Here is a 20,876-nt window from a genome sequence, read left to right as displayed (position 1 = left end):
GTAGGAGGAACGGTATGTTAATTGCAATTTGGGCGCAGGATAAAAATGGTTTGATTGGTAGAAATAATCATTTACCATGGCACTTGCCAAATGACCTGCGATTTTTTAAAGAAACAACGATCAATCACACTTTAGTCATGGGACGGAAAACCTTCGAAGGAATGGGAGGACGACCACTACCAAATCGTCAAACGATTGTCTTAACACGAGATAAGAGCTATCAGGCTAAAAATGTGGTGGTGATGCATTCTTTGGAGGAGGTCTTGGCATTTTCTCGCGAGAATGACGGAGAGACCTTTATTGCTGGTGGTTCTGCGATTTATACAGAATTTCTGCCATACTGTGAGAAAATTTATCGGACTTTTATCGAAGAAAGCTTTGAGGGCGATGCTTATTTTCCAGAAATCGAATGGAGTAAGTGGCAGCTGACGGAGCGAAATCAAGGTCAAAGGGATGAAAAGAACCCGTATGATTATTATTTTGAAACTTATCAAAGAACTGATTCGTAAGGACGCGGTTCTTTCAAGAATTTTAAAGAAGTAGTTTCAACAATGATTTATTTCGTTAGTTTTGATATACTGAAATTAATTTGAAACTAGGTATGGAAAGAAGGATCAGAATGCCAAATGTTAAAATTGTAACCGACTCATCTTGTACGATTGAACAATCGGTTCGAGATGAATTAAATATTACTGTTATCCCTTTGTCAGTGATGATTGACGATGTGGTCTATCCTGACGATGACGAATTAACAGGCGAGCGCTTTATGGAGATGATGGCGCAGGCTAAAAATCTACCCAAAACAAGTCAACCACCGATTGGCTATTTTGCAGAATTATATGATGAATTAGGAAAAGATGGAAGTCCTATCGTTTCGATCCATATGTCACATACTTTAAGCGGGACTGCCGAAGCAGCGCGTCAAGCAACGTTTCTTAGCGGCAGTAATGTAACAGTTATTGATTGCGGATTTATCGACCAATCACAAGCCTTTCAAGTAATTGAAGCAGCTAAGCTAGCACAAGAGGGTGCATCGTTAGAAGAAGTTTTAGCTGGTGTTGAAAAAGTGAAAGATCACAGTAAGCTATTTATCGGTATTTCTTCACTCGATAATTTAGTTAAGGGCGGACGAATTAGTCGTGTAGCTGGAGTTATTTCCAGTGTATTAAATATGCGAGTAGTGATGGAGCTGGAAGATGGCGAATTGTTGCCGATTACGAAGGGGCGCGGCAAAAAGACATTTAGCAAATGGTTTGCGGCTTTTAAAGATGAGTTAGCAAAAGTTAATGTGAAACAAATCGGGATATCTTACGCTGGAAAGCTCGATTTTATTGACGAGGCTAAGCAAGCTTTACAAGAGATGTTCCCGGATATGCATATTCCAGTTCTGCACACAAACCCAATCGTGGCTACCCATACGGGACCTGGTGCTTTTGCTATCATGTATTATACAGATTAGATGTCCCTGCCTCTAGAGATAGAGGCGCTTTTTTTACCAAAGAGAACCTTTCTAATCAAAGGTAATCTATAACGAGCTATGAATCAGAAGAAGGAGCAGATGAATGAAACGATTTTCAATACTACTGATTCCATTGGTAGCAGCAGTTGCTACTTTGACTATTCTTTTTTTAACTATTCCTAAAGCCGAGTCGCGAATCCGCGTAGTTCGAGATGAAAGTCAGAACTATAAGAAATCTGTTCACTTCGTTGCAGTAGGTGATTCACTGACTGAAGGAGTAGGCGATGAGACAAAACGCGGTGGATATGTACCTTTAGTGACCGATGCGCTGCAACAAAAATATGAATTGACTTCGGTTGAAAAAGACAACTATGGTGTTTCGGGCGAACGCAGTGATCAGATTTTAAAACGTGTAAAAAAGGATTCAGACTTACGAAGCAGTCTTGCCAGTGCGGATCTAATCACCATGACCGTTGGCGGGAACGATCTTTTCCAAGCCTTTCAAAAAAATCTCACCGCAAAAACAGCTAAGCAGTTCAATCGTCCAATCAAAAAATACGGCGAGTATGTGACCGATATTTTAGCTGAAATGCGAGAGCTTAATCCGAAGGCTCCAATTTATGTCGTAGGAATCTACAATCCTTATTACTTGAATTTCCCAGATATCAAGGCGATGCAGACGGTTGTAGACAATTGGAATAAAGAGACCGAGCGATTGACCAAGGAAATGTCGAATTGCTTCTTTGTTCCCGTCAATGATCTGCTTTATAAAGGAATCGCCACGAAAGATAGTGCTGAGACATCGACAAGTTCTACCTCAGAAGTGAAGAATGATGCACTATACGACGAAGATAACTTCCATCCGAATAATTTAGGCTACCAGTTGATGGCGACAGCGATTCAAGAGAAAATCGTCGATACGAAGGATTTATGGTTAACAAAGGAGCGTAATTAATGACAGAAAAGGAAGAAAACAAAGAAATCGAAGAACATAAAGATACTAAGAAAAAGGCAGAAACAAGAACAACGAAAACCGTTCATAACAAAATCAACGGTTGGAAAATCGCGTTTCTCGTATTGGTAGGCATCTTATTAGGCGGAATTATTTTCTCTACCGTCCGTATATTTACAGCCAGAGAAACAAACTTGCCACCTAGCAGTGAAACAACGGTACCAAAGGGTTCACCAGTTTTGACGATGAACACAAATAAAAAGAAATTAAACACCGTAATGGAATACTTTTTGAATGATTTGCAAAAAGGTTCGGATGTGAAATATGAGTTCTACTTGGAAAATCAAGCAATGCTAAAGGGCGAATTCAAAATATTAGGTGCAAATGTTGATTTTTATCTTTACTTTGATCCGTTTGTTATGGATAATGGCAATATTCAATTAAAAGCGCGAGATTTATCCATTGGTTCTTTAAACTTGCCAGTTAGTCAAGTAATGGCAACAGTAAAACGCGGCTATAAATTCCCTAAATGGGTAGCAATTGATCCTAAAGATCAAACGATTGTGTTGAAGTTAAACGAGTTCAAACTAGAAAATGGCATGTTTATTAAAGCGAACCACATTGATCTTGTTGGTGATGACATTCAATTTAGTCTGTATTTACCAAAAGAAAAGAAAGCCAATGATTAATCAATAAAACGTACAACAATCATCGAGGTGAATCAATTGAGAAGAAGCTTTTATCATTATATCTTGACCCAACGTGGACATAATCCCCATGATTCAGTCGAGGCATTTGCTGGAGCAGTCGCTAAGGACATTATGTTTCCTAAGCAATCGGAGGATTATCACGAGGTTGCTGATTATCTAGAATTGAGTGTCGATTATTTAGACTCGATGGATCTGTTTGATCAAGTTTGGGATAAATACTTAGAAAATAATAAATAATTCAAAAGGAAAAGTTGTTGAAGGCTTTTCCTTTTTTTTCTAGCATGCTATCATGAAAAAAAGGGTGAAAGGAAAATGCGCCTTGCAGAAAAAAACGTTACCAGTATCGATTTTTGTCGTATCGATCATATGTACTATCGTGATTACTGCGGTAGTGACTCATTTTATTGAACAAAAACAAGCAATGGATAATGATTCAGTCGTTAAAATAACTCGTAATGATTTGGATGACGTTCAAGACTTGTATGATTTAATCAGTACAAATTATGTTGAAAAAGTAGACAAAGAACAGTTGATTCAAGGTGCTTTGAGAGGTATGACGGAGTCCTTGCAAGACCCTGAATCAGAATTTCTAACCGCAAAGGAAACCAAAGAATTGAATGCGAAAGTGGCCGGAAGTTTTGAAGGCATCGGAGCAAATCTACAGTTAGAAAACCGGCTGCCCGTGATTGATCGAGTGCCTGTGAAAAATTCTCCCGCTGAAAATGCTAAATTGAAAGCCAAAGATATTATTTTGGAAGTAAACGGCAAAACAACTAAGGATAAATCACTAGATCAAATTGTAAGTATGATTCGAGGTAAAAAAGGTACACAGGTAAAATTACTGATTCAACGAGGTAGTGAACAATTTGAGGTATCGCTGGAACGAGATGTTGTTCCTGAAGATACAGTGAAGGGCAATGTTGATAAAGATAATCCGACGGTTGGCTCAATTCAAATCGATAATTTTCGTGAAACAACGGCATTAGAATTTCGCACGATTATTGAACAGCTCCGTAAAGACGGCGCGAAATCATTTGTAATCGATCTTCGTCAAAATTCTGGGGGGCTAATCGCTGAGGCAGAACGGGTTGCCAGTTATTTTTTAGACAACGGTGATACAATTGCTCAGTTTTCGAACAATAAAAAGGTGATATCAATTGACAAAGCGGGTAAAAAAATTGATCAGGGCTTCAAAGTGAAAGAACCCACTGTTTTTCTAGTAGATCAAGAGAGTTCATATGGTGCAGAATTAGTAGCAGCGGCAGTTAAGAATAAAAATTATCCGATTATCGGTGTGAATACTTTTGGAAAAGGCAGTGTTCAAACACTCAGTCCAATCGGTAAAGATAATTTCGTTCAGCTGACGATTATGAAATGGTTTGCTCCAGACGGTTCTTCTGTTGAAGGAAAGGGTGTGTCACCGACGATTGAAGCCGATTATCCTGAATACGCCAAGTTGCCACCTATCTCCAAGCAATCAAATTGGCGTATTGGCGATACAGACGATACGATCAAAAATCTCAATACCATGCTAAAAGCTTTAGGTTATCCTACAGAAGGAGATTTGTTCAATGAAGCAACGAAGGATGCAGTAATAGAAATTCAGACGGAAAACAATTTGTCTGCAACTGGGGCATTGGATGATAAAACAGTTGATGCTATTCAAGAAAAGGTGTTTGCGCTTGTCAAATCCAATGATGTTGCTTATGCTAAAGCTATAGAAACGTTAAAAAATAACTAACAGATTCATTCTGTTGGTTTTGATTGCGAGGGGAAAAGCAATTGAAAAATTTAGTTACAAAATCACATCTATGGTTAGGTGTTAAATATCTCTTGATTTCCCTCTTTTTTGGTGTAGTTATTCGTGGATTCCTCTTGATTCCTGTTCCTGTAACTGGTAATTCGATGGATCAAACATTATCACAGGGTGATATGATTCTGATGGAGAAATTCAGTAAGGTCAAACGATTTGATGTGATTGTGTTTCAACAGGCAGATGGAACGATCTACATCAAGCGAGTGATTGGACTGCCTGGAGATGATATCCGCTATGAAAAAGATCAGCTTTATATCAATGGTGAAAAGATCGCTGAGTCGTTTTTGACGAACAACCGTAGTCATGATCACCAGGTTTCTCCTTATACAACAGATTTCAAATTGGATGAATTGATTGGGGAAAAGAAGTTACCTAAAGATGAGTATTTTGTTTTAGGAGACAATCGAAGGATTTCAAAGGATAGTCGTTCATTTGGCACAGTTCAAAGTAAAGATATTTTAGGCAAAGCCCAAGCAGTCTATTATCCACTAACCCATATTAAGATTATTTCGTAAAAGATGGAGAAATCCATCTTTTTTTTCAAGCCTCAGCGTGATTAGAAAGATGATATGCGTGACGAGAATAAATTCTTTTATCATTTTTCGAAGCATCCTTTGCAAATCCTGATTCAAAAAAATTGAGAAAAGTTCTCATTTTATTCAATTGAAGTAAAATTTTTATTGAGTTACTCTTGAGATAGGAAGTCGACTCCTAATTGAAGATGAAGGAGAAAATGTATGTATCATGCAAGATTCAATGGAACACATTATGCAATTGGAAAAAAATGGGGAATGCTGCTCAGTAAAAATGGTAAGCAATTGTTAGACAACATACCTTTTGATATTACAAAAGAAATGAAGGAATTTGCACAGCAATGCTATCCTGTGTATGAGGAATATTATCCAGAGATCATTGATGAAATCAAAGGCATTGCGGATGGTCAAAAGATTAAACCAGATTCTCTGTATGCTATTCTCTTTTCGATGTATGCACTTGTCAAAGTTACGAATTGCTCAAGCTTCGTCATTAAGAATGAGCAGTCCTTTTTACTCGGACGCAATAGTGACTTTTTGACAGAAATTGAAAAATTATATATGAATTGTTTGTATTCTTTTAAAATGTCTGATTCCTATGCATTTTCGGGTAACACGACGGCCTTTGTGGAGATGGAAGACGGTGTGAATCAAGCAGGTCTTACCATCGCCTTGACTTCCGTGTTTCCAGATCAGTTAAAGCCAGGAATCAATGTTGGAATGATTTTGCGCATGTTGTTGGAAAAATGTAAAACAGTCAAAGAAGCGCTTGAGCTTTTGAAAAGGATTCCTCGTTGTTCAGCTGGAACGTTAGTAATTGCCGATCTTTCTGGAGACGCCTGTTTGGTTGAATTTACAAATGATAAATTAGTTCATTCTACTTTGGAAAATGAAGGATTCCTTTGTGCAACGAATAGTTTTCATTTGCCAGAGCTGCTCTCAAGAAAAATAAACCTTGTCGATGATTGGTTTGCGGAAGAACGATATCAAACGTTGATGGACTATTTATCTTCTAATTTCCAACATATGGATTTGTCTGAGGCAAAGAAATTATTAGCAGGTGAGTTTGGCTTTTTATGTCAATACGATCGGAAGACGGGCAAAGATACTGTTTGGTCAGCAATTTATGATTTAAGCAATAAACGGGTTTATCGTTGCGAAGGCAATCCTAATCGGAAAAAATTTCAAGAAGATATGAGGTTTGATTTTTGATTGAGGACTATTTTTTCTTTTTGTAATGGTATACAATCACTTATCTGATTGGTGTCACTAAAATATTTTTGAATCAATTATAAACAGGAGCAAGCACATTCATCAATTAAAATTATTAGAAGCCAGCTACTGGCTTTATATAACTTAAAAAAAGAAAAAAGAAAAAAGCACTCAAGTCTGAGAGTTTTTTTCTTTTCTTTTTGAATTATTTCATTGATTCTATAAAAAAAGTGGATGGTTAAATGTGCATATAAAATAGAATCTTGTTATTTTATAAAGCGCCAATTTCCCTTGCGCTGAATGCTCTTGATTATGATTGTTCAAGTAAGTGTTGCTCTTTGTGAGTAAGTTATTATAGGAGGAAAATAAAATTGGCAGAATAGGTGCATGCAATAGGATTCAAATGATCAGCAGATCGGCTAACAAAAGATTTACTGCATGAAACTTTCGACTAGACATGAATACTTTCGAGAAGAAGTATCAAATTTTCATGTCATTAAAAACATGTGGCTAACGCTGAGAAAAAATAATTACTGCTTTTTTACACGACTAGTCGCAAATAAAAAACCACTGAACAAAGTCAGTGGGGAGGGTGTATCAAATGAAGGTCTTCAGTTTCATTGTTAAGAAAAGCTGAGAGTAGAGATCAAATGGATGCATACACCCTCCATAAATCATTTTAACACATTATAATCAAAAAATAACTTATTCTAACTTACCAAATTTCTTGAGTAGTTTCTTTTGAACTATATACCGGTTATATATTTTATGTTGTTTTTTGAAAATGTCTTTAATTATTTATTTAAATCATCATTAAAATAATTAAACTGATTAAAAGAAAATAGAAAAATGACTATAATAATCTGGATGCTTTAGCTAGAAATATGAGTAAATTTAAAGAGGTGACAATGAAGTGAAAATAAAGCTATTCATTTAGTTAGGCGTGTGTAATTGATATTTAAGCTGAGTTATAATTTCAATCTTTAGTGGACTGTAAGAAATGAAACCCTTATAATATCAACGGATAGATATTAAGTAAGAGGCATTCGTTCAGAGAAAATTTATAAAAAATTACTCTGTTGAGCCTATATCTAAAGAACGCCTAACGACTCCTAAAGGGAAAGTTGATAGGCTGAGGAGGAAATATCAACATGACGATTCAATGGTTCCCAGGGCATATGGCGAAGGCACGTCGAGAAGTTTCTGAAAAATTAAAGTTTGTAGATATTGTTTTTGAACTGATTGATGCGCGTTTGCCTTTATCCTCACGCAATCCGATGCTGGATCAAATTGTACAGCAAAAACCGCGGTTGATTTTATTGAACAAAGCAGATTTAGCTGATCCAGCTCAAACTACTTTATGGGTAAATTATTTCCGTGAGCAAGGTCATCACGTATTGGCGTTAACAGCTAAGAATGATAAAAGTGTGAAGCAAATTGTTCCTGCTAGTAAAAAAGTATTGGCGGAAAAAATGGCTCGCGATAAAGAAAGAGGGTTAAAATCACGTGCGATTCGGGCGATGGTGCTTGGCATTCCGAATGTTGGAAAATCAACATTGCTAAATCATTTAGCAGGAAAAAAAATCGCTAGTACTGGTAACCGTCCAGGCGTCACTAAAGGGCAGCAATGGCTGCGTTTTGGTTCGCAATTAGAATTATTAGATACTCCAGGAATTTTGTGGCCTAAATTTGAAGATCCAGCAGTTGGTAAAAAGTTAGCGCTAACTGGAGCGATTAAGGATGATCTTTTGCATTTAGATGATTTGGCACTTTATCTGTTAGAAGTTTTTCGCCGCTTCTATCCATTGCAATTAAAAGAACGTTATAAATTAACAGAAGACGACTTATTTATGGAGTTGCCTGAGTTATTATTGCTGATATCAGAAAAACGAGGTTTCAAAGATGATTATGAACGTGCCAGTGAGATGCTGATTCTTGAATTGCGACAAGGAAAATTGGGCCGTTTCACCTTGGATCGCTACGAGGAGTTGAGTGTTTAATGGAAAAATTATCAATTAGTGCAATTAAAGCAGAGTTAAAAACAATCATTTCAGCAGATGATCATCGTTTGGCAGAATTTCGTCAGGATACACGTAAAGGTGTCCAATTGGCAATAAGCCAATGGCAAAGGCAGCAGGACAAGCAAGTTGCATTAGCGGAAAAATATCGAGAAATGTCGATTTTTGAAAATGAAAAGAAATCACAAGGTTTTCAGGCAATTTGCGGCATTGATGAAGTTGGTCGCGGACCTCTGGCTGGTCCAGTTGTAGCGGCAGCCGTGATACTGAATGATGAGCATGAAATTTTAGGTTTGAATGATTCGAAACAACTTTCGGCGCATAAACGGGAAGAGCTGGTAAAGGAAATTAAGAAGAACGCTCGGGCTATCGGCATTGGAGAAGCAACGGCCGAAGAAATTGATCAGTTGAATATTTATCAGGCGACGAAAGTTGCAATGCAAAGAGCAATTGATCAACTACAAATTACACCAGACTGTTTATTGATTGATGCAATGGTTTTAGATAATGGGTTACCCCAGGAGAAAATTATCAAAGGAGATGCCAGATCGGTTTCGATTGCGGCTGCCAGTATCATCGCAAAGGTCTATCGTGATGAGTGGATGGCTGAATACGGCGAAAGGTATCCGGCTTATGGTTTTGCTAAAAATGCTGGATATGGAACTAGAGAACATCTACAAGCAATTGAAGAACAAGGTATTTTACCGATACATCGCAAAACATTTGCACCAATTAAAAATTTATACTAAAGAAAATCCTTCTTTTTTTTGTATCTTTTTGATAAAGAAACTGAAAAGAGGGATTTTTTTGAAGAACGAATTTTTGTTACGATTGAGTTTAGTCAAGGGAGTAGGGGCTTTTGGAAAACAGCGGATTTATCAGTTTGCGAAAAAGCATCAATGGTGGGAGTTGAATGGATTAGACATTAGGCTTACGGCTCAGACAACGAAGAAAAATGATTGGGATGAATGGACGAAGGAACGGCTTCAAGAAATTGAAAGCACGCACCAATATATCACGATTGAAGATCAGGCTTATCCAGAAACATTGCGACAGGTTTCAACGCCACCATTGGTCTTGTTTTACAAAGGAAATTTAGCATTACTAGAAAGAGAAAAGCTGGCGATTGTTGGTGCTAGAGAAGCGACGGAATACGGGTATCATGTCCTGCAGAAAATAATGCCTGAGCTTACGAAACGCGGTTTTGTGATTGTCAGCGGTTTGGCTAAAGGAATTGACAGCTTTGCTCATCAATTTTCTATCAGCAATCAGGGGAAAACCATTGGTGTAGTAGGCACAGGTCTAGATATTTGTTATCCTAAATCTAGTGGCAATTTACAAATTGAAATGAGTCAGCATCATTTAGTTTTAAGTGAATATCCTAATGGTACGAAGCCTGCGAAGTTTCATTTTCCAATGCGCAATCGCATCATCGCCGGATTAAGCAGTGGTGTGCTTGTGGTAGAAGCAAAGAGACGCAGTGGTTCGTTAATTACTGCTCAACAGGCGTTGGATTATGGCAAAGATGTTTTTGCGGTTCCTGGATCGATTTTGGATGAGCGTTCCAGTGGCTGTCATCAGTTGATTCAAGACGGTGCAATCTGTGTTGAAAAAACACAAGATATTTTTGATTCCTACGATTTATGGAATAAAATTCATTAGCCGCGACTTGACAAACAAAATTTGAATAGCGTATTATAGGCTACGATTTGTCAGTAGTTACCGATATATAATAGTAGAAAAAATTGAGGAGGCAAAAACATTTGGCCTATAAATACCTAGTTATCGTGGAATCACCAGCAAAAGCAAAGACGATCGAAAAATATTTGGGAAGAAACTATAAGGTCGTAGCAAGTGTTGGACATGTGCGGGACTTACCCAAAAGTAAGATGGGGATTGATGTGGAAAATAATTATGAACCCCACTATATTTCTATTCGAGGCAAGGGCGATGTTATCAAAAGTTTGAAACAAGCGGCTAAAAAAGCGCAAAAAGTTTATCTTGCAAGTGACCCGGATAGAGAAGGAGAAGCTATCGCGTGGCATCTCTCTTATTTATTAGGATTGGACTTAAAGGATAAGAATCGTGTTGTATTCAATGAAATTACCAAGGATGCAGTAAAGGCAGCCTTTAAAGAACCTCGTTCCATAGATGTTTCGCTAGTAGATGCACAGCAAGCACGTCGGGCATTGGATCGCCTTGTTGGTTACTCCATTTCACCGATTTTATGGAAAAAAATCAAAAAAGGTTTGAGCGCTGGTCGTGTTCAGTCGATCGCCTTAAAAATGATTATTGATCGTGAACAAGAAATTCGTGATTTTGTGCCAGAAGAATACTGGAGCATTGATGGAAACTTCAAGAAGAAAACCAAGAAGTTCAAAGCGAATTTCTGGGGTGTCGATGGCAAGAAGAAAAAATTGCCAAATGCCGAAGCAGTGAAGGAAGTTACAGCTAGAATTGACGGCAAGGACTTTGAAGTGACTAAAGTTGAGAAAAAGGAACGCAAAAGAAATCCGGCATTGCCATTTACCACGAGTAATATGCAACAGGAATCTGCTCGTAAGTTGAACTTCCGTACTAGAAAAACCATGATGGTAGCACAGCAATTGTATGAAGGGATCGCTCTTGGGAAACAAGGCACAGTTGGTCTGATTACCTATATGCGTACAGATTCGACTCGGATCTCGGATACAGCAAAAGCTGAAGCAGCTGAGTTCATTGAAGAAAAATATGGTAAAGAGTATTCGCAGCATCATGCCCGTAAAGCGAAAAATCCTCAAGGGGCTCAAGACGCTCATGAGGCAATCCGTCCGACAAGTGTACGACGGACACCTGAAGAAATGAAGCAATATTTAGACAAGGATCAATTAAAGTTATACACCTTAATTTGGTCACGCTTTGTTGCTAGCCAAATGACTGCAGCGATTCTTGATACGATGAAAGTGACATTGGAACAAAACGGCGTCATCTTTATCGCCAACGGGTCGAAAATCAAGTTCAAAGGATTCATGCAGGTATATATTGAAGGCCGTGATGACGGAAAAGAAGACAAAGAAAATATTTTACCTGAACTTGAAAAGGGCGAAGTTGTTCAATCTGTTAATATTGAAAATAAACAGCACTTCACTCAGCCGCCTGCACGATTTAGTGAAGCAACACTGATCAAAACATTGGAAGAAAACGGAGTTGGTCGTCCGTCAACTTATGCGCCAACCTTAGATACAATCCAACGTCGTTATTATGTGAAATTAACGCAACGGCGTTTTGAACCAACAGAGCTTGGCGAGATTGTCAATAATCTGATCGTTGATTTCTTCCCGCAAATCGTGGACGTCAACTTTACAGCAGAAATGGAAAACGATTTGGATAAGGTGGAAGAAGGCAAGGAAGAATGGACAACCGTTGTGGACCGTTTCTATAAACCTTTTGCTATTGAACTGGAAAAAGCTGAAGAAGGTATTGAAAAAATTCAGATCAAAGACGAGCCAGCGGGGTTCGATTGCGATGTCTGTGGACATCCAATGGTGATCAAATTGGGACGTTATGGGAAATTTTATGCCTGTAGCAACTTTCCGGATTGTCGCAACACTAAACCAATCATCAAAGAAATCGGTGTTGAATGCCCTGTTTGTCACAAGGGACAAGTGGTTGAACGGAAATCCAAGAAGAATCGCTTGTTCTACGGATGTTCACGGTACCCAGACTGTGACTTTACTTCTTGGGATAAACCAATTGGCCGGACATGTCCGAAAGACGGCGGTTATCTAGTTGAGAAGAAAGTCAAAGGCGGGAAACAGGTTGTCTGTGTGAATGGTGATTACGAAGAAAAAGTACAAAAATAAGTGATACTAAGTGAGGATTAAATGGTAAAAACAGTGAATGTTATCGGAGCGGGTCTTGCTGGAAGCGAAGCCGCTTGGCAGTTAGCAGAAGCAGGGGTTCCAGTGAATTTATATGAGATGCGCCCGGTGAAATCAACAGCAGCACACCACACGGCTGATTTTGCGGAGCTTGTGTGCAGCAACTCCTTACGAGGAAATGGATTGACGAATGCGGTGGGTGTTCTGAAGGAAGAAATGCGTCGCTTGAATTCTTTAGTCATCAGCTCTGCGGACGAAACGGCGGTACCAGCGGGTGGTGCGCTTGCAGTGGACCGAAATGATTTTTCTGGATTGATTACACAGAAGTTGAAAACTCATCCATTGGTGACCGTTATTTCAGAAGAAATTACAAAAATTCCTAAAGGGATTACCATCATCGCGACAGGTCCTTTGACCTCAGAAGCTTTAGCAGAAGAAATAGCGGAATATAATGGCTCTCATGGTTTTTATTTTTATGATGCAGCAGCGCCCATCATCGATAGCTCCACTATTGATCGTGATAAGGTCTATTTGAAGTCTCGTTATGACAAGGGAGAAGCCGCATATCTGAATTGTCCGATGACTGAAGAAGAGTTCATGCGTTTTTATGAAGCATTAATCACTGCGGAGGTTGCTCCACAAAAAGAATTTGAGAAAGAAAAATTTTTTGAAGGCTGTATGCCGATCGAGGTTATGGCTAAGCGGGGAATCAAGACGATGTTGTTTGGTCCAATGAAGCCAGTGGGATTAGAAGATCCAAAAACTGGAAAACGTCCGTATGCTGTAATTCAACTACGTCAGGATAACGCAGCCGCATCAATGTACAATATAGTTGGTTTTCAAACGCATTTAAAATGGGGCGAACAAAAACGGGTCTTCCAGATGATTCCCGGCCTAGAGAATGCTGAATTCCTGCGTTATGGAGTGATGCATCGCAACAGCTTCATGAATTCACCAGAGCTTTTAAGACCTACTTATCAAAGTAAAAAGCGTGATGATTTATTCTTTGCGGGTCAAATGACAGGCGTGGAAGGATATGTCGAAAGTGCGGGTAGCGGGTTAGTCGCTGGTATAAATGCGGCTCGATTGGCGAAGGGTGAAGAATTGATCGAATTTCCTCATGAAACGGCGATTGGCTCGATGGCCTATTACATTACCCATGCAGAAGGCAAACATTTCCAACCAATGAATGCAAACTTTGGGTTATTTCCTAGTCTTCCAGAACGAGTTCGCGATAAAAAATTGCGCTATGAAACACTTGCAGAGCGTGCTTTGAACGCTCTCGCTGAAATGAATATTTAGAAAAATTTCCGTTGCTTCGGCAATGGGATTTTTTTATTTTGACAAAATAAATCGGATTCATGTTTGATTTGAAGGCAATTATGAAATATCTGTAAAGAATTGTTAGTATATTCGTGAAAAGTCAATAAATTCTGACAATTCAATTGTAATTAAAAAGTTCTTATGCTACATTTGTGATATGTTTGTGAGGTGAGAAAAAGTTTGGAAAATGAAGCAGCCATGCAAGAGTTTATGGGTTATTTAATGACTGAACGCGGGTACTCTGAAAAGACCAAAGAGGCTTATCAACGCGACTTAAATGACTTTTGTCAGTTCTTAGAAAATTCAGGAGAGTCTTCATTATTAACAGTCGATCATTTAGACGTAAGGGTTTATTTGTCTTACTTAAATGATTTAAAATACAGCCGCAACACCATTAGTCGTAAGATTGCCAGTTTACGCTCTTTTTATCAATACCTTTTAAAGCATGAAAAAATTAAAGAAAATCCTTTTTCTTACGTGCATCTCAAAAAGAAACACGCTCGTTTGCCACGCTTTTTTTACGAAAAGGAAATTGAAGTATTATTTGCTAGTGTGGACGGTACGAAACCGTTGGACCAACGGAACCGTGCCTTGTTAGAAGTACTTTACGGATCTGGGCTTCGGGTTAGTGAATGTGCAAATCTCAAATTATCAGTTATCGACTTTGATAATAGTGTTCTGTTGATTCATGGAAAAGGGAATAAAGATCGTTATGTGCCATTGGGTTCTTACGCAACGGATGCGATCCAGGAATTTGTGGGTGATGGACGTAAAAGGCTAATGACACGTTTTGGCAAGGAGCATGACTATTTATTCGTAAACCACCGTGGAGAACAGATTACTTCAACTGGGATTGAGTATGTACTGAAGCAAATCATTAAAAAGAGCAGTTTAAATAGTGATATTCATCCACACATGCTTCGACACACCTTTGCAACACATTTACTGAATAATGGCGCAGATTTGCGTACAGTTCAGGAACTACTAGGACACGCGAATTTGTCTACAACACAAATCTATACGCATGTGACCAAAGAAAGTCTACAAAAAAGTTATCGCTCATTTCATCCAAGAGCTTAGAGGACAGTTTAAAATAAAGGAGAGAACAAGATGTCAGAATCACAATTTCATTCAACTACGATCTGTGCGATTGAAAAAGACGGAAAATTAGCAATGGCTGGTGACGGTCAAGTGACCATGGGAGAGCAAGTTATTATGAAGGGAACTGCGCGTAAAGTTCGTCGTATCTATAACGGCAAAGTCGTTGTCGGATTTGCCGGTAGTGTGGCTGACGCATTTACCTTAGAAGAAAAATTTGAAGGTAAGCTAAATGAATATAATGGTAATTTGCAACGGGCAGCCGTCGAACTTGCACAGGAATGGCGGACACAGCAAGCAATGAAAAACCTAGAGGCATTATTGATTGTCATGAATGATGAAGAAATGCTGTTGGTTTCCGGAAATGGCGAAGTAATCGCTCCTGATGATGGCATTTTGGCTATCGGTTCAGGTGGAAATTATGCATTGGCCGCAGCGCGTGCTATGAAAAAACACAATATAGAAATGTCTGCTAAAGAAATCGCAGAAAGCGCATTGAATATTGCAGCAGATATTTGTGTCTTTACGAACCATAATATTATTGTTGAGGAAATGTAGACTGTTTTAATTTCAAAACAATCAATTTAGGAGCAAGGAGAATCCAGATGACTGAAATTAATAAAACACCAAAAGAAATCGTCAGCGAGTTAGATCAATACATCATTGGACAAGATGAAGCAAAACGCTCTGTAGCGATTGCTTTAAGGAATCGTTATCGCCGAATGCAGTTAGAAGAAACGATGCAGCAGGAAGTAACACCCAAAAATATTTTAATGATCGGACCCACAGGTGTAGGGAAAACGGAGATTGCTCGACGTTTGGCGCGAATCGTCAAGGCGCCTTTCGTTAAAGTCGAAGCAACTAAGTTCACAGAAGTAGGCTATGTTGGTCGTGACGTCGAGTCAATGGTTCGTGACCTTGTCGAAAATGCGATTACGATCGTTGAAAAGGAACAATACTCAAAAGTGTATTCACAAGCCTTAAAACGTGCGAACAAACGCTTAGTGAAGATTTTAGTTCCTGGGATTAAGAAAGAGCAAAAACAAAGCAATAACCCTTATGAACAAATGATGAATATCTTCAACCAAGCACAAACCGAACCAAAAGAAGAAGTAACTGAGGATATCAAAGTAAATCGTCAAACAGTTCTTGATCAGTTGGAAAAAGGTCTATTGGATCAGCGAGAAGTAAGCATTGAGATCACTGAACCGAAAAAAACGATGCCGATGAACAATGGGCTAGAACAAATGGGTATCGACCTTTCAGACACATTAGGCGCGTTAACTCCTGAGAAAAAGGTTCAACGCACAGTGACTGTCAAAGAAGCCCAAGAGCTATTAGTTAAGGAGGAACAGGCCAAACTGGTTAATGAAGGTGATATTTATACAGCAGCGATCAAGTTAGCAGAAAGCTCGGGGATTATCTTCATTGATGAAATCGATAAGATCACATCTAAATCACAGCAAAATTCCGGGGAAGTCTCTCGTGAAGGCGTCCAACGTGATATTCTGCCAATCGTAGAAGGTTCACAGGTCAATACGAAATACGGCGCGATTCAAACGGATCATATTTTGTTTATCGCCAGTGGTGCGTTTAGTTTGTCTAAACCGAGTGATCTGATTCCCGAACTGCAGGGACGCTTCCCAATCCGTGTAGAGTTAAGCGATCTTACAGCGGAAGATTTCGTTAGAATCTTGACTGAACCAAATAATGCGTTGATTAAGCAATATATCGCTTTAGTCGGCACCGAAAATGTCAAAATTATTTTCACGCAAGAAGCCATTGAACGAATTGCTCAAATTGCCTTTGATGTGAATCGGGAGACAGACAATATTGGGGCACGGCGTTTGCACACGATCTTGGAAAAATTATTAGAAGATCTTTTATTTGAAGCGCCAGACATGCAAATGGGTGAGATAAAGATTACAGAAGCATATGTGGATGAAAAATTAGCTTCAATTGCTCAAAATAAAGATTTAAGTCGTTTTATTCTGTAAAAATGGAGGGGAAAAAGTGGAAACATTATTAGAGAAAACACGTCAGATTAATAAGTTGATGCAGCAAAAAAATGCCTTCGAACCAGCTGCAGAGTTACCTTACAACAATATGGCGCGGATTTTAGGGGACGTCTTAGGCTCTTTGACGTACATCATTGGAGCCGAAGGTGAATTGTTGGGATTAAATGAAAAGATCGATATCAATACTGATCGCGTCCGTTCATTTCTGGTTGACCGTCAATTTCCAGATAGCTATGTTTCAGGAATGAAGGAAGTTTTTAAAACGGAGGCTAACATACCAGTTGCAAACGAATTGACGGCCTTTCCAACTGAGCGGGCGGAACTTTACCCAAATGGATTGACGACGGTCATTCCAATTTTTGGTTCAGGCGAACGTTTAGGAACGATCATCTTAGCACGGACAGAAGGAGCTTTTGATGACGATGATCTGGTATTAGCTGAATATGGTGCCACAGTTATTGGAATGGAAGTCCTTTATCAGCAATTCTTGAATGTCGAGGAAAAGATCCGCAGTCAAACGGCGGTTCAAATGGCGATCAGTACACTTTCGTATAGTGAATTAAAAGCAGTTAAAGCGATTTTTGATGCATTGGAGGGCGATGAAGGCCGCTTAACCGCTTCAAATATAGCCGATAAAATCGGTATTACGCGTTCAGTGATCGTTAATGCGTTGCGAAAATTAGAGTCTGCTGGAATTATTGAATCTCGTTCGCTAGGTATGAAAGGGACGTATCTGAAGGTTTTAAATCCATTATTCAAGGATGAACTGGTTCGTCATAAATAGGTTTAATCTCATAATACGCAGATTCCTTTTTTATAAAAGGAGTCTGCGTTACACTATTGGAGATACATGACGTGGAAAGCAAATCTTTTCTACAAGAAAATCATGCGTTAGCAGGGACAAGGAGTGGGGAATTATGTCAGTAACAATCAGCAATGGCTTTTTGGAAGCAACGATCAATGAAAAAGGGGCGGAGCTTGCTAGTTTGCGCGCCAATCAGATTGAGTACATTTGGCAGGCAGATCCAAAGTATTGGAATCGTCATGCGCCGTTCTTATTTCCGTTCGTAGGCCGTTTAAAGGATAATCAATATACCTATAAAGGTAAAACTTATCCGATGGGGCAACATGGATTTGCTCGAGATAAGGAGTTTAAAGTACTTGAGCAAGCAGAGGATAAAGTTTCCTTCTTACTTGAAAGTGATGAAGAAACGAAAAAAATTTATCCATTTGATTTTGCTTTATTGATCAGCTATGAAATTTGGGGAGAAGGAATTCGTATTCGTTTCAATGTTGAGAATACGGGTACCGAAGAGATGATTTTTGCACTAGGAGGACATCCCGCCTTCAATATTCCTCTGACAGAGGATTTAAGCTTTGAAGATTATTTTATTGCATTTTCTCCACAAAAATCACGAGTTAAAATTCCTTTAGAGGGTCCATTTGCCAATTTGGATCAAAAAACCATTGGACAAACCAATACGAATATTCAATTGAGTCACGATTTGTTCAGAGAAGATGCCTTGATCTATGAAACAAAGGGACTGAACGCATATACTTTAGGGAGTGAAGAATCACCTCACAGTGTCACGTTAGCCTACAATAATATTCCTTATGTCGGATTGTGGTCTCCGTATCCTGCTGAAGCACCATTTGTTTGTATTGAACCATGGTGGGGTTTTGCTGATACAGTCGACAGCAATGGACAGTTGGAAGACAAAGAAGGAATGAATCGCTTGGCTGCGAAAGAAACCTTCAAAACCGAGTTTTCAATTACTGTTAGTTAGAAAAGAAAAAGTCGAGGAATACTAGAGCTATCTAAAATAATAGATTAGTATTTCTCGACTTTTTTATGCTGAAATTATGGTTAATCAAATGGCACATGCCAATCATTTGCTTTGTGAGCATCAAAGCATAGTTTGATTTGTTCTTGACTATTCTTTGCTTTTGCTAAAGGCGGTAAGTTATCCGCAGAAAACCAATCAATTTGAAGTGTTTCGATATTCTTAACGAAGTCTCCACTGATCAATTGGCATTCAACGAAAATCTTACAGACACCATAGGCATAACGAGGAAGATTGTGCTTGTTTCGATCTTGAACAGCAATGATTTTTAATGGTTCCACTGTCAGGCCTGTTTCTTCTATAGTTTCCTTAACGGTATTTTCTTTGATCGATTGGTTAATATCAACCCATCCGCCTGGTAAGGACCAAAGCCCATCATTTTCCTGCACTAATAAAATGCAATTATCTTTGAAAATTGCTGCTCTTGTATCCAACTTAGGTGTTGGATAGCCTACTTCTTCAGCGAAGAGTTGCCTTAATTTTGGAACAGGGATCGGAGATTGTACAGACAGCATCTCCGTGGCGATGGTTCGAATCCGTTCAAATCGCTCTTGATCAAAGGGATCATGTGTATAGGTTAGGCCAGCTTGAGCAAGGGCCTGCAATTCAATTGCCCAATCTAAAAGTTGTTCCTCCATTTATTTCACCTTCTTGTTCAAGCCGAAGGATACACGATTTTCATTTCCAGCCTTGATTCGTTGAATATTTTCTCTGTGGCGATAAACAATATAGCAGGTCAAGGCAAAACAAATGACTGTTAGTAAAAGATTAAATGTCGGTAAAATTGTCGGCCAAATAAACGGCAATATGATTGATGAGAGTGTGACAAAAATTGCGGAGGCAATGCTGGCGGCGCTAACCATACTTGTAATATAAAGGACGATTAAAAAGAAAGCCAATGAATAGAAAAAGAATAAGGGCGCGAAAGCTAGTAGCATCCCAGCACTAGTTGCTACGGCTTTTCCGCCTTTAAAACCAGCAAAAATCGGTAAAGTATGTCCAACTACAGCTACCAAACCAAACCATAAGGGGTTGATATCCACATGAAAAAGAGTGGGGAGAAGTGTTGCGAGTGAGCCTTTTAATAAATCCATCGCAAAGACGACAAACCCAGCTGGCTTTCCTAGCACTCGAAAGGTATTAGTAGTCCCAGAACTATGACTACCAAACTCACGTATGTCTTTTTTGAAGAAAAATTTTCCAATCCAGATGCCGGAAGGAATTGAGCCTAAAAGATAAGCTAGGACAAAAATTATGGCGGTTTTCATATGAATCCTCATTTCTCTATTAGTAAGGCTATTTTAGCAGATTTCAAAAGAGTGAACAAATCTTAATCCCGTGCTATACTAAATAGCGTGAATAGTTAAAAATCAAATTGAGCGAGGAAAATCAAATGAGTTTTAAAAATCCTAATCAAGAAAAAATTTTTCAGTATTTGGACGAAGCAAAGGTTATTGCTGTAGTGGGTTTAAGTGATAATCCTGATAAGACAAGCTATCAAATTGCTGACGTACTAAAAAATTACGGCTACAAGCTGTATGGTGTTAATCCAAAGTTAGCTGGACAAAAGGTGAACGATATTCCAGTCGTTGAAAATTTATCGGCTGTTCCAGAAACGATTGATATCGTGGATATCTTTAGACGTAGCGAATTTTTGCCAGCAGTTGCAGAAGATTTTTTAAAAACCGATGCAAAAGTTTTTTGGGCACAGCTTGGCTTATGCAGTGAAGAAGCAGCAGAAATGCTGCAGGCACAAGGACGCAATGACATTGTGATGGATCGTTGTGTGAAGATTGAATTGAACAAAAAATCTAATGATTGAGTTGATTTTCTTAAAAAAAAAGCATAAAATGCCTTTTCAGAAACAGGAGAGGCTTTTTTTTTGAGCTTTTTTAGCGTATCATACAAATGATGTACTTAAGATATAGAGATATCAATTCAGCTACGGTTCAATGACCTACGCGCTGGAGGAGATAGAGTATATGGTACGAACAAAAAACTTCATCGGAAAATGATTACGCAATTGGAGTAAG

General features: G+C 38.8%; 21 protein-coding genes. 19 read left to right on the top strand and 2 right to left on the bottom strand.

Features of this window, described 5'->3' with window-relative positions; genetic code table 11:
- Positions 1-14 precede the first annotated feature (14 nt).
- The 18 genes from AUF14_RS07200 (at position 15) to AUF14_RS07115 (ending at position 18,786) form a co-directional block, all read left to right on the top strand.
- A complete protein-coding gene (locus AUF14_RS07200; RefSeq protein ID WP_049219401.1) occupies positions 15-509 on the top strand; it encodes a dihydrofolate reductase in 495 nt (164 codons plus the stop codon).
- Between the two features lie 110 nt (positions 510-619).
- Positions 620-1,459, top strand: coding sequence for a DegV family protein (locus AUF14_RS07195; protein WP_016179962.1), 840 nt, complete (start codon positions 620-622; stop codon positions 1,457-1,459).
- A 103-nt stretch (positions 1,460-1,562) separates the two neighbouring features.
- Complete coding sequence (locus AUF14_RS07190) at positions 1,563-2,414, top strand: SGNH/GDSL hydrolase family protein (RefSeq protein ID WP_016179963.1); 852 nt, start codon at positions 1,563-1,565, stop codon at positions 2,412-2,414.
- Positions 2,414-3,100 carry a YpmS family protein gene (locus AUF14_RS07185; protein ID WP_016179964.1) on the top strand — a complete coding sequence of 229 codons (687 nt, stop codon included), beginning with the start codon at positions 2,414-2,416 and terminating at the stop codon, positions 3,098-3,100. The genes AUF14_RS07190 and AUF14_RS07185 overlap by 1 nt, the downstream gene beginning before the upstream one ends.
- Before the next feature lie 36 nt (positions 3,101-3,136).
- The gene (locus AUF14_RS07180) at positions 3,137-3,358 is read left to right on the top strand and encodes a YozE family protein (RefSeq protein WP_016179965.1); all 222 of its coding nucleotides are present in this window, start codon (positions 3,137-3,139) and stop codon (positions 3,356-3,358) included.
- A gap of 52 nt (positions 3,359-3,410) precedes the next feature.
- Positions 3,411-4,862 carry a S41 family peptidase gene (locus AUF14_RS07175; RefSeq protein WP_070557947.1) on the top strand — a complete coding sequence of 484 codons (1,452 nt, stop codon included), beginning with the start codon at positions 3,411-3,413 and terminating at the stop codon, positions 4,860-4,862.
- A 41-nt stretch (positions 4,863-4,903) separates the two neighbouring features.
- The gene (gene lepB, locus AUF14_RS07170; RefSeq protein ID WP_016179967.1) at positions 4,904-5,452 is read left to right on the top strand and encodes a signal peptidase I; all 549 of its coding nucleotides are present in this window, start codon (positions 4,904-4,906) and stop codon (positions 5,450-5,452) included.
- A gap of 222 nt (positions 5,453-5,674) precedes the next feature.
- Complete coding sequence (locus AUF14_RS07165; RefSeq protein ID WP_016179968.1) at positions 5,675-6,682, top strand: C45 family autoproteolytic acyltransferase/hydolase; 1,008 nt, start codon at positions 5,675-5,677, stop codon at positions 6,680-6,682.
- 1,151 nt (positions 6,683-7,833) lie between these two features.
- The gene (gene ylqF, locus AUF14_RS07160; RefSeq protein ID WP_016179969.1) at positions 7,834-8,682 is read left to right on the top strand and encodes a ribosome biogenesis GTPase YlqF; all 849 of its coding nucleotides are present in this window, start codon (positions 7,834-7,836) and stop codon (positions 8,680-8,682) included.
- Positions 8,682-9,449, top strand: a complete 768-nt coding sequence (locus AUF14_RS07155) for a ribonuclease HII (RefSeq protein ID WP_016179970.1) — start codon at positions 8,682-8,684, stop codon at positions 9,447-9,449. The genes ylqF and AUF14_RS07155 overlap by 1 nt, the downstream gene beginning before the upstream one ends.
- 58 nt (positions 9,450-9,507) lie before the next feature.
- A complete protein-coding gene (gene dprA, locus AUF14_RS07150; RefSeq protein WP_164872445.1) occupies positions 9,508-10,362 on the top strand; it encodes a DNA-processing protein DprA in 855 nt (284 codons plus the stop codon).
- Between the two features lie 101 nt (positions 10,363-10,463).
- Positions 10,464-12,542: a type I DNA topoisomerase gene (topA, locus tag AUF14_RS07145; RefSeq protein WP_016179974.1), complete on the top strand. Its 2,079-nt coding sequence runs from the start codon at positions 10,464-10,466 to the stop codon at positions 12,540-12,542.
- A 21-nt stretch (positions 12,543-12,563) separates the two neighbouring features.
- On the top strand, positions 12,564-13,862 hold the full coding sequence (gene trmFO / locus AUF14_RS07140) for an FADH(2)-oxidizing methylenetetrahydrofolate--tRNA-(uracil(54)-C(5))-methyltransferase TrmFO (RefSeq protein WP_016179975.1): 1,299 nt from the start codon (positions 12,564-12,566) through the stop codon (positions 13,860-13,862).
- A gap of 219 nt (positions 13,863-14,081) precedes the next feature.
- Positions 14,082-14,963 (top strand): tyrosine recombinase XerC, encoded by an 882-nt coding sequence (gene xerC, locus AUF14_RS07135; protein ID WP_049221238.1) that lies wholly within the window; start codon positions 14,082-14,084, stop codon positions 14,961-14,963.
- Between the two features lie 30 nt (positions 14,964-14,993).
- Positions 14,994-15,539, top strand: a complete 546-nt coding sequence (hslV, locus tag AUF14_RS07130) for an ATP-dependent protease subunit HslV (RefSeq protein WP_049221186.1) — start codon at positions 14,994-14,996, stop codon at positions 15,537-15,539.
- A gap of 47 nt (positions 15,540-15,586) precedes the next feature.
- A complete protein-coding gene (hslU, locus tag AUF14_RS07125) occupies positions 15,587-16,978 on the top strand; it encodes an ATP-dependent protease ATPase subunit HslU (protein WP_049221188.1) in 1,392 nt (463 codons plus the stop codon).
- 16 nt (positions 16,979-16,994) lie between these two features.
- The gene (codY, locus tag AUF14_RS07120) at positions 16,995-17,783 is read left to right on the top strand and encodes a GTP-sensing pleiotropic transcriptional regulator CodY (RefSeq protein WP_016179979.1); all 789 of its coding nucleotides are present in this window, start codon (positions 16,995-16,997) and stop codon (positions 17,781-17,783) included.
- 133 nt (positions 17,784-17,916) lie between these two features.
- On the top strand, positions 17,917-18,786 hold the full coding sequence (locus tag AUF14_RS07115; protein WP_049221190.1) for an aldose 1-epimerase family protein: 870 nt from the start codon (positions 17,917-17,919) through the stop codon (positions 18,784-18,786).
- A gap of 80 nt (positions 18,787-18,866) precedes the next feature.
- Here AUF14_RS07115 and AUF14_RS07110 read toward each other — a convergent pair whose 3' ends face one another.
- Together AUF14_RS07110 and plsY are read right to left on the bottom strand one after the other, a co-directional pair.
- On the bottom strand, positions 18,867-19,481 hold the full coding sequence (locus AUF14_RS07110) for an NUDIX hydrolase N-terminal domain-containing protein (protein WP_049221191.1): 615 nt from the start codon (positions 19,479-19,481) through the stop codon (positions 18,867-18,869).
- Entirely contained in the window at positions 19,482-20,111 is a 630-nt protein-coding gene (plsY, locus tag AUF14_RS07105) for a glycerol-3-phosphate 1-O-acyltransferase PlsY (protein WP_049221193.1), read from the bottom strand.
- 125 nt (positions 20,112-20,236) lie between these two features.
- Here plsY and AUF14_RS07100 point away from each other — a divergent pair, with 125 nt between their 5' ends.
- Complete coding sequence (locus AUF14_RS07100) at positions 20,237-20,665, top strand: CoA-binding protein (protein WP_016179985.1); 429 nt, start codon at positions 20,237-20,239, stop codon at positions 20,663-20,665.
- The last annotated feature ends 211 nt before the right edge of the window (positions 20,666-20,876 follow it).

The organism is Enterococcus avium, assembly GCF_002891025.1.
In the GTDB taxonomy this organism is placed as follows: domain Bacteria; phylum Bacillota; class Bacilli; order Lactobacillales; family Enterococcaceae; genus Enterococcus_A; species Enterococcus_A avium.
The sequence above is the reverse complement of the archived record's forward strand: the minus strand, read 5'-3'. Positions and strand labels throughout refer to the sequence as shown.

What these genes read in the sequence shown, in the direction of transcription:
- AUF14_RS07100 (WP_016179985.1), top strand. Translation starts at nt 20,237, where the DNA reads ATGAGTTTTAAAAATCCTAATCAAGAAAAAATTTTTCAGTATTTGGAC.
- hslV (WP_049221186.1), top strand. Translation starts at nt 14,994, where the DNA reads ATGTCAGAATCACAATTTCATTCAACTACGATCTGTGCGATTGAAAAA.
- trmFO (WP_016179975.1), top strand. Translation starts at nt 12,564, where the DNA reads ATGGTAAAAACAGTGAATGTTATCGGAGCGGGTCTTGCTGGAAGCGAA.
- AUF14_RS07195 (WP_016179962.1), top strand. Translation starts at nt 620, where the DNA reads ATGCCAAATGTTAAAATTGTAACCGACTCATCTTGTACGATTGAACAA.
- AUF14_RS07110 (WP_049221191.1), bottom strand. Translation starts at nt 19,481, where the DNA reads ATGGAGGAACAACTTTTAGATTGGGCAATTGAATTGCAGGCCCTTGCT.
- plsY (WP_049221193.1), bottom strand. Translation starts at nt 20,111, where the DNA reads ATGAAAACCGCCATAATTTTTGTCCTAGCTTATCTTTTAGGCTCAATT.
- AUF14_RS07155 (WP_016179970.1), top strand. Translation starts at nt 8,682, where the DNA reads ATGGAAAAATTATCAATTAGTGCAATTAAAGCAGAGTTAAAAACAATC.
- AUF14_RS07115 (WP_049221190.1), top strand. Translation starts at nt 17,917, where the DNA reads ATGTCAGTAACAATCAGCAATGGCTTTTTGGAAGCAACGATCAATGAA.
- ylqF (WP_016179969.1), top strand. Translation starts at nt 7,834, where the DNA reads ATGACGATTCAATGGTTCCCAGGGCATATGGCGAAGGCACGTCGAGAA.
- AUF14_RS07190 (WP_016179963.1), top strand. Translation starts at nt 1,563, where the DNA reads ATGAAACGATTTTCAATACTACTGATTCCATTGGTAGCAGCAGTTGCT.
- AUF14_RS07185 (WP_016179964.1), top strand. Translation starts at nt 2,414, where the DNA reads ATGACAGAAAAGGAAGAAAACAAAGAAATCGAAGAACATAAAGATACT.
- AUF14_RS07165 (WP_016179968.1), top strand. Translation starts at nt 5,675, where the DNA reads ATGTATCATGCAAGATTCAATGGAACACATTATGCAATTGGAAAAAAA.
- hslU (WP_049221188.1), top strand. Translation starts at nt 15,587, where the DNA reads ATGACTGAAATTAATAAAACACCAAAAGAAATCGTCAGCGAGTTAGAT.
- AUF14_RS07175 (WP_070557947.1), top strand. Translation starts at nt 3,411, where the DNA reads ATGAAAAAAAGGGTGAAAGGAAAATGCGCCTTGCAGAAAAAAACGTTA.
- xerC (WP_049221238.1), top strand. Translation starts at nt 14,082, where the DNA reads ATGCAAGAGTTTATGGGTTATTTAATGACTGAACGCGGGTACTCTGAA.
- AUF14_RS07200 (WP_049219401.1), top strand. Translation starts at nt 15, where the DNA reads ATGTTAATTGCAATTTGGGCGCAGGATAAAAATGGTTTGATTGGTAGA.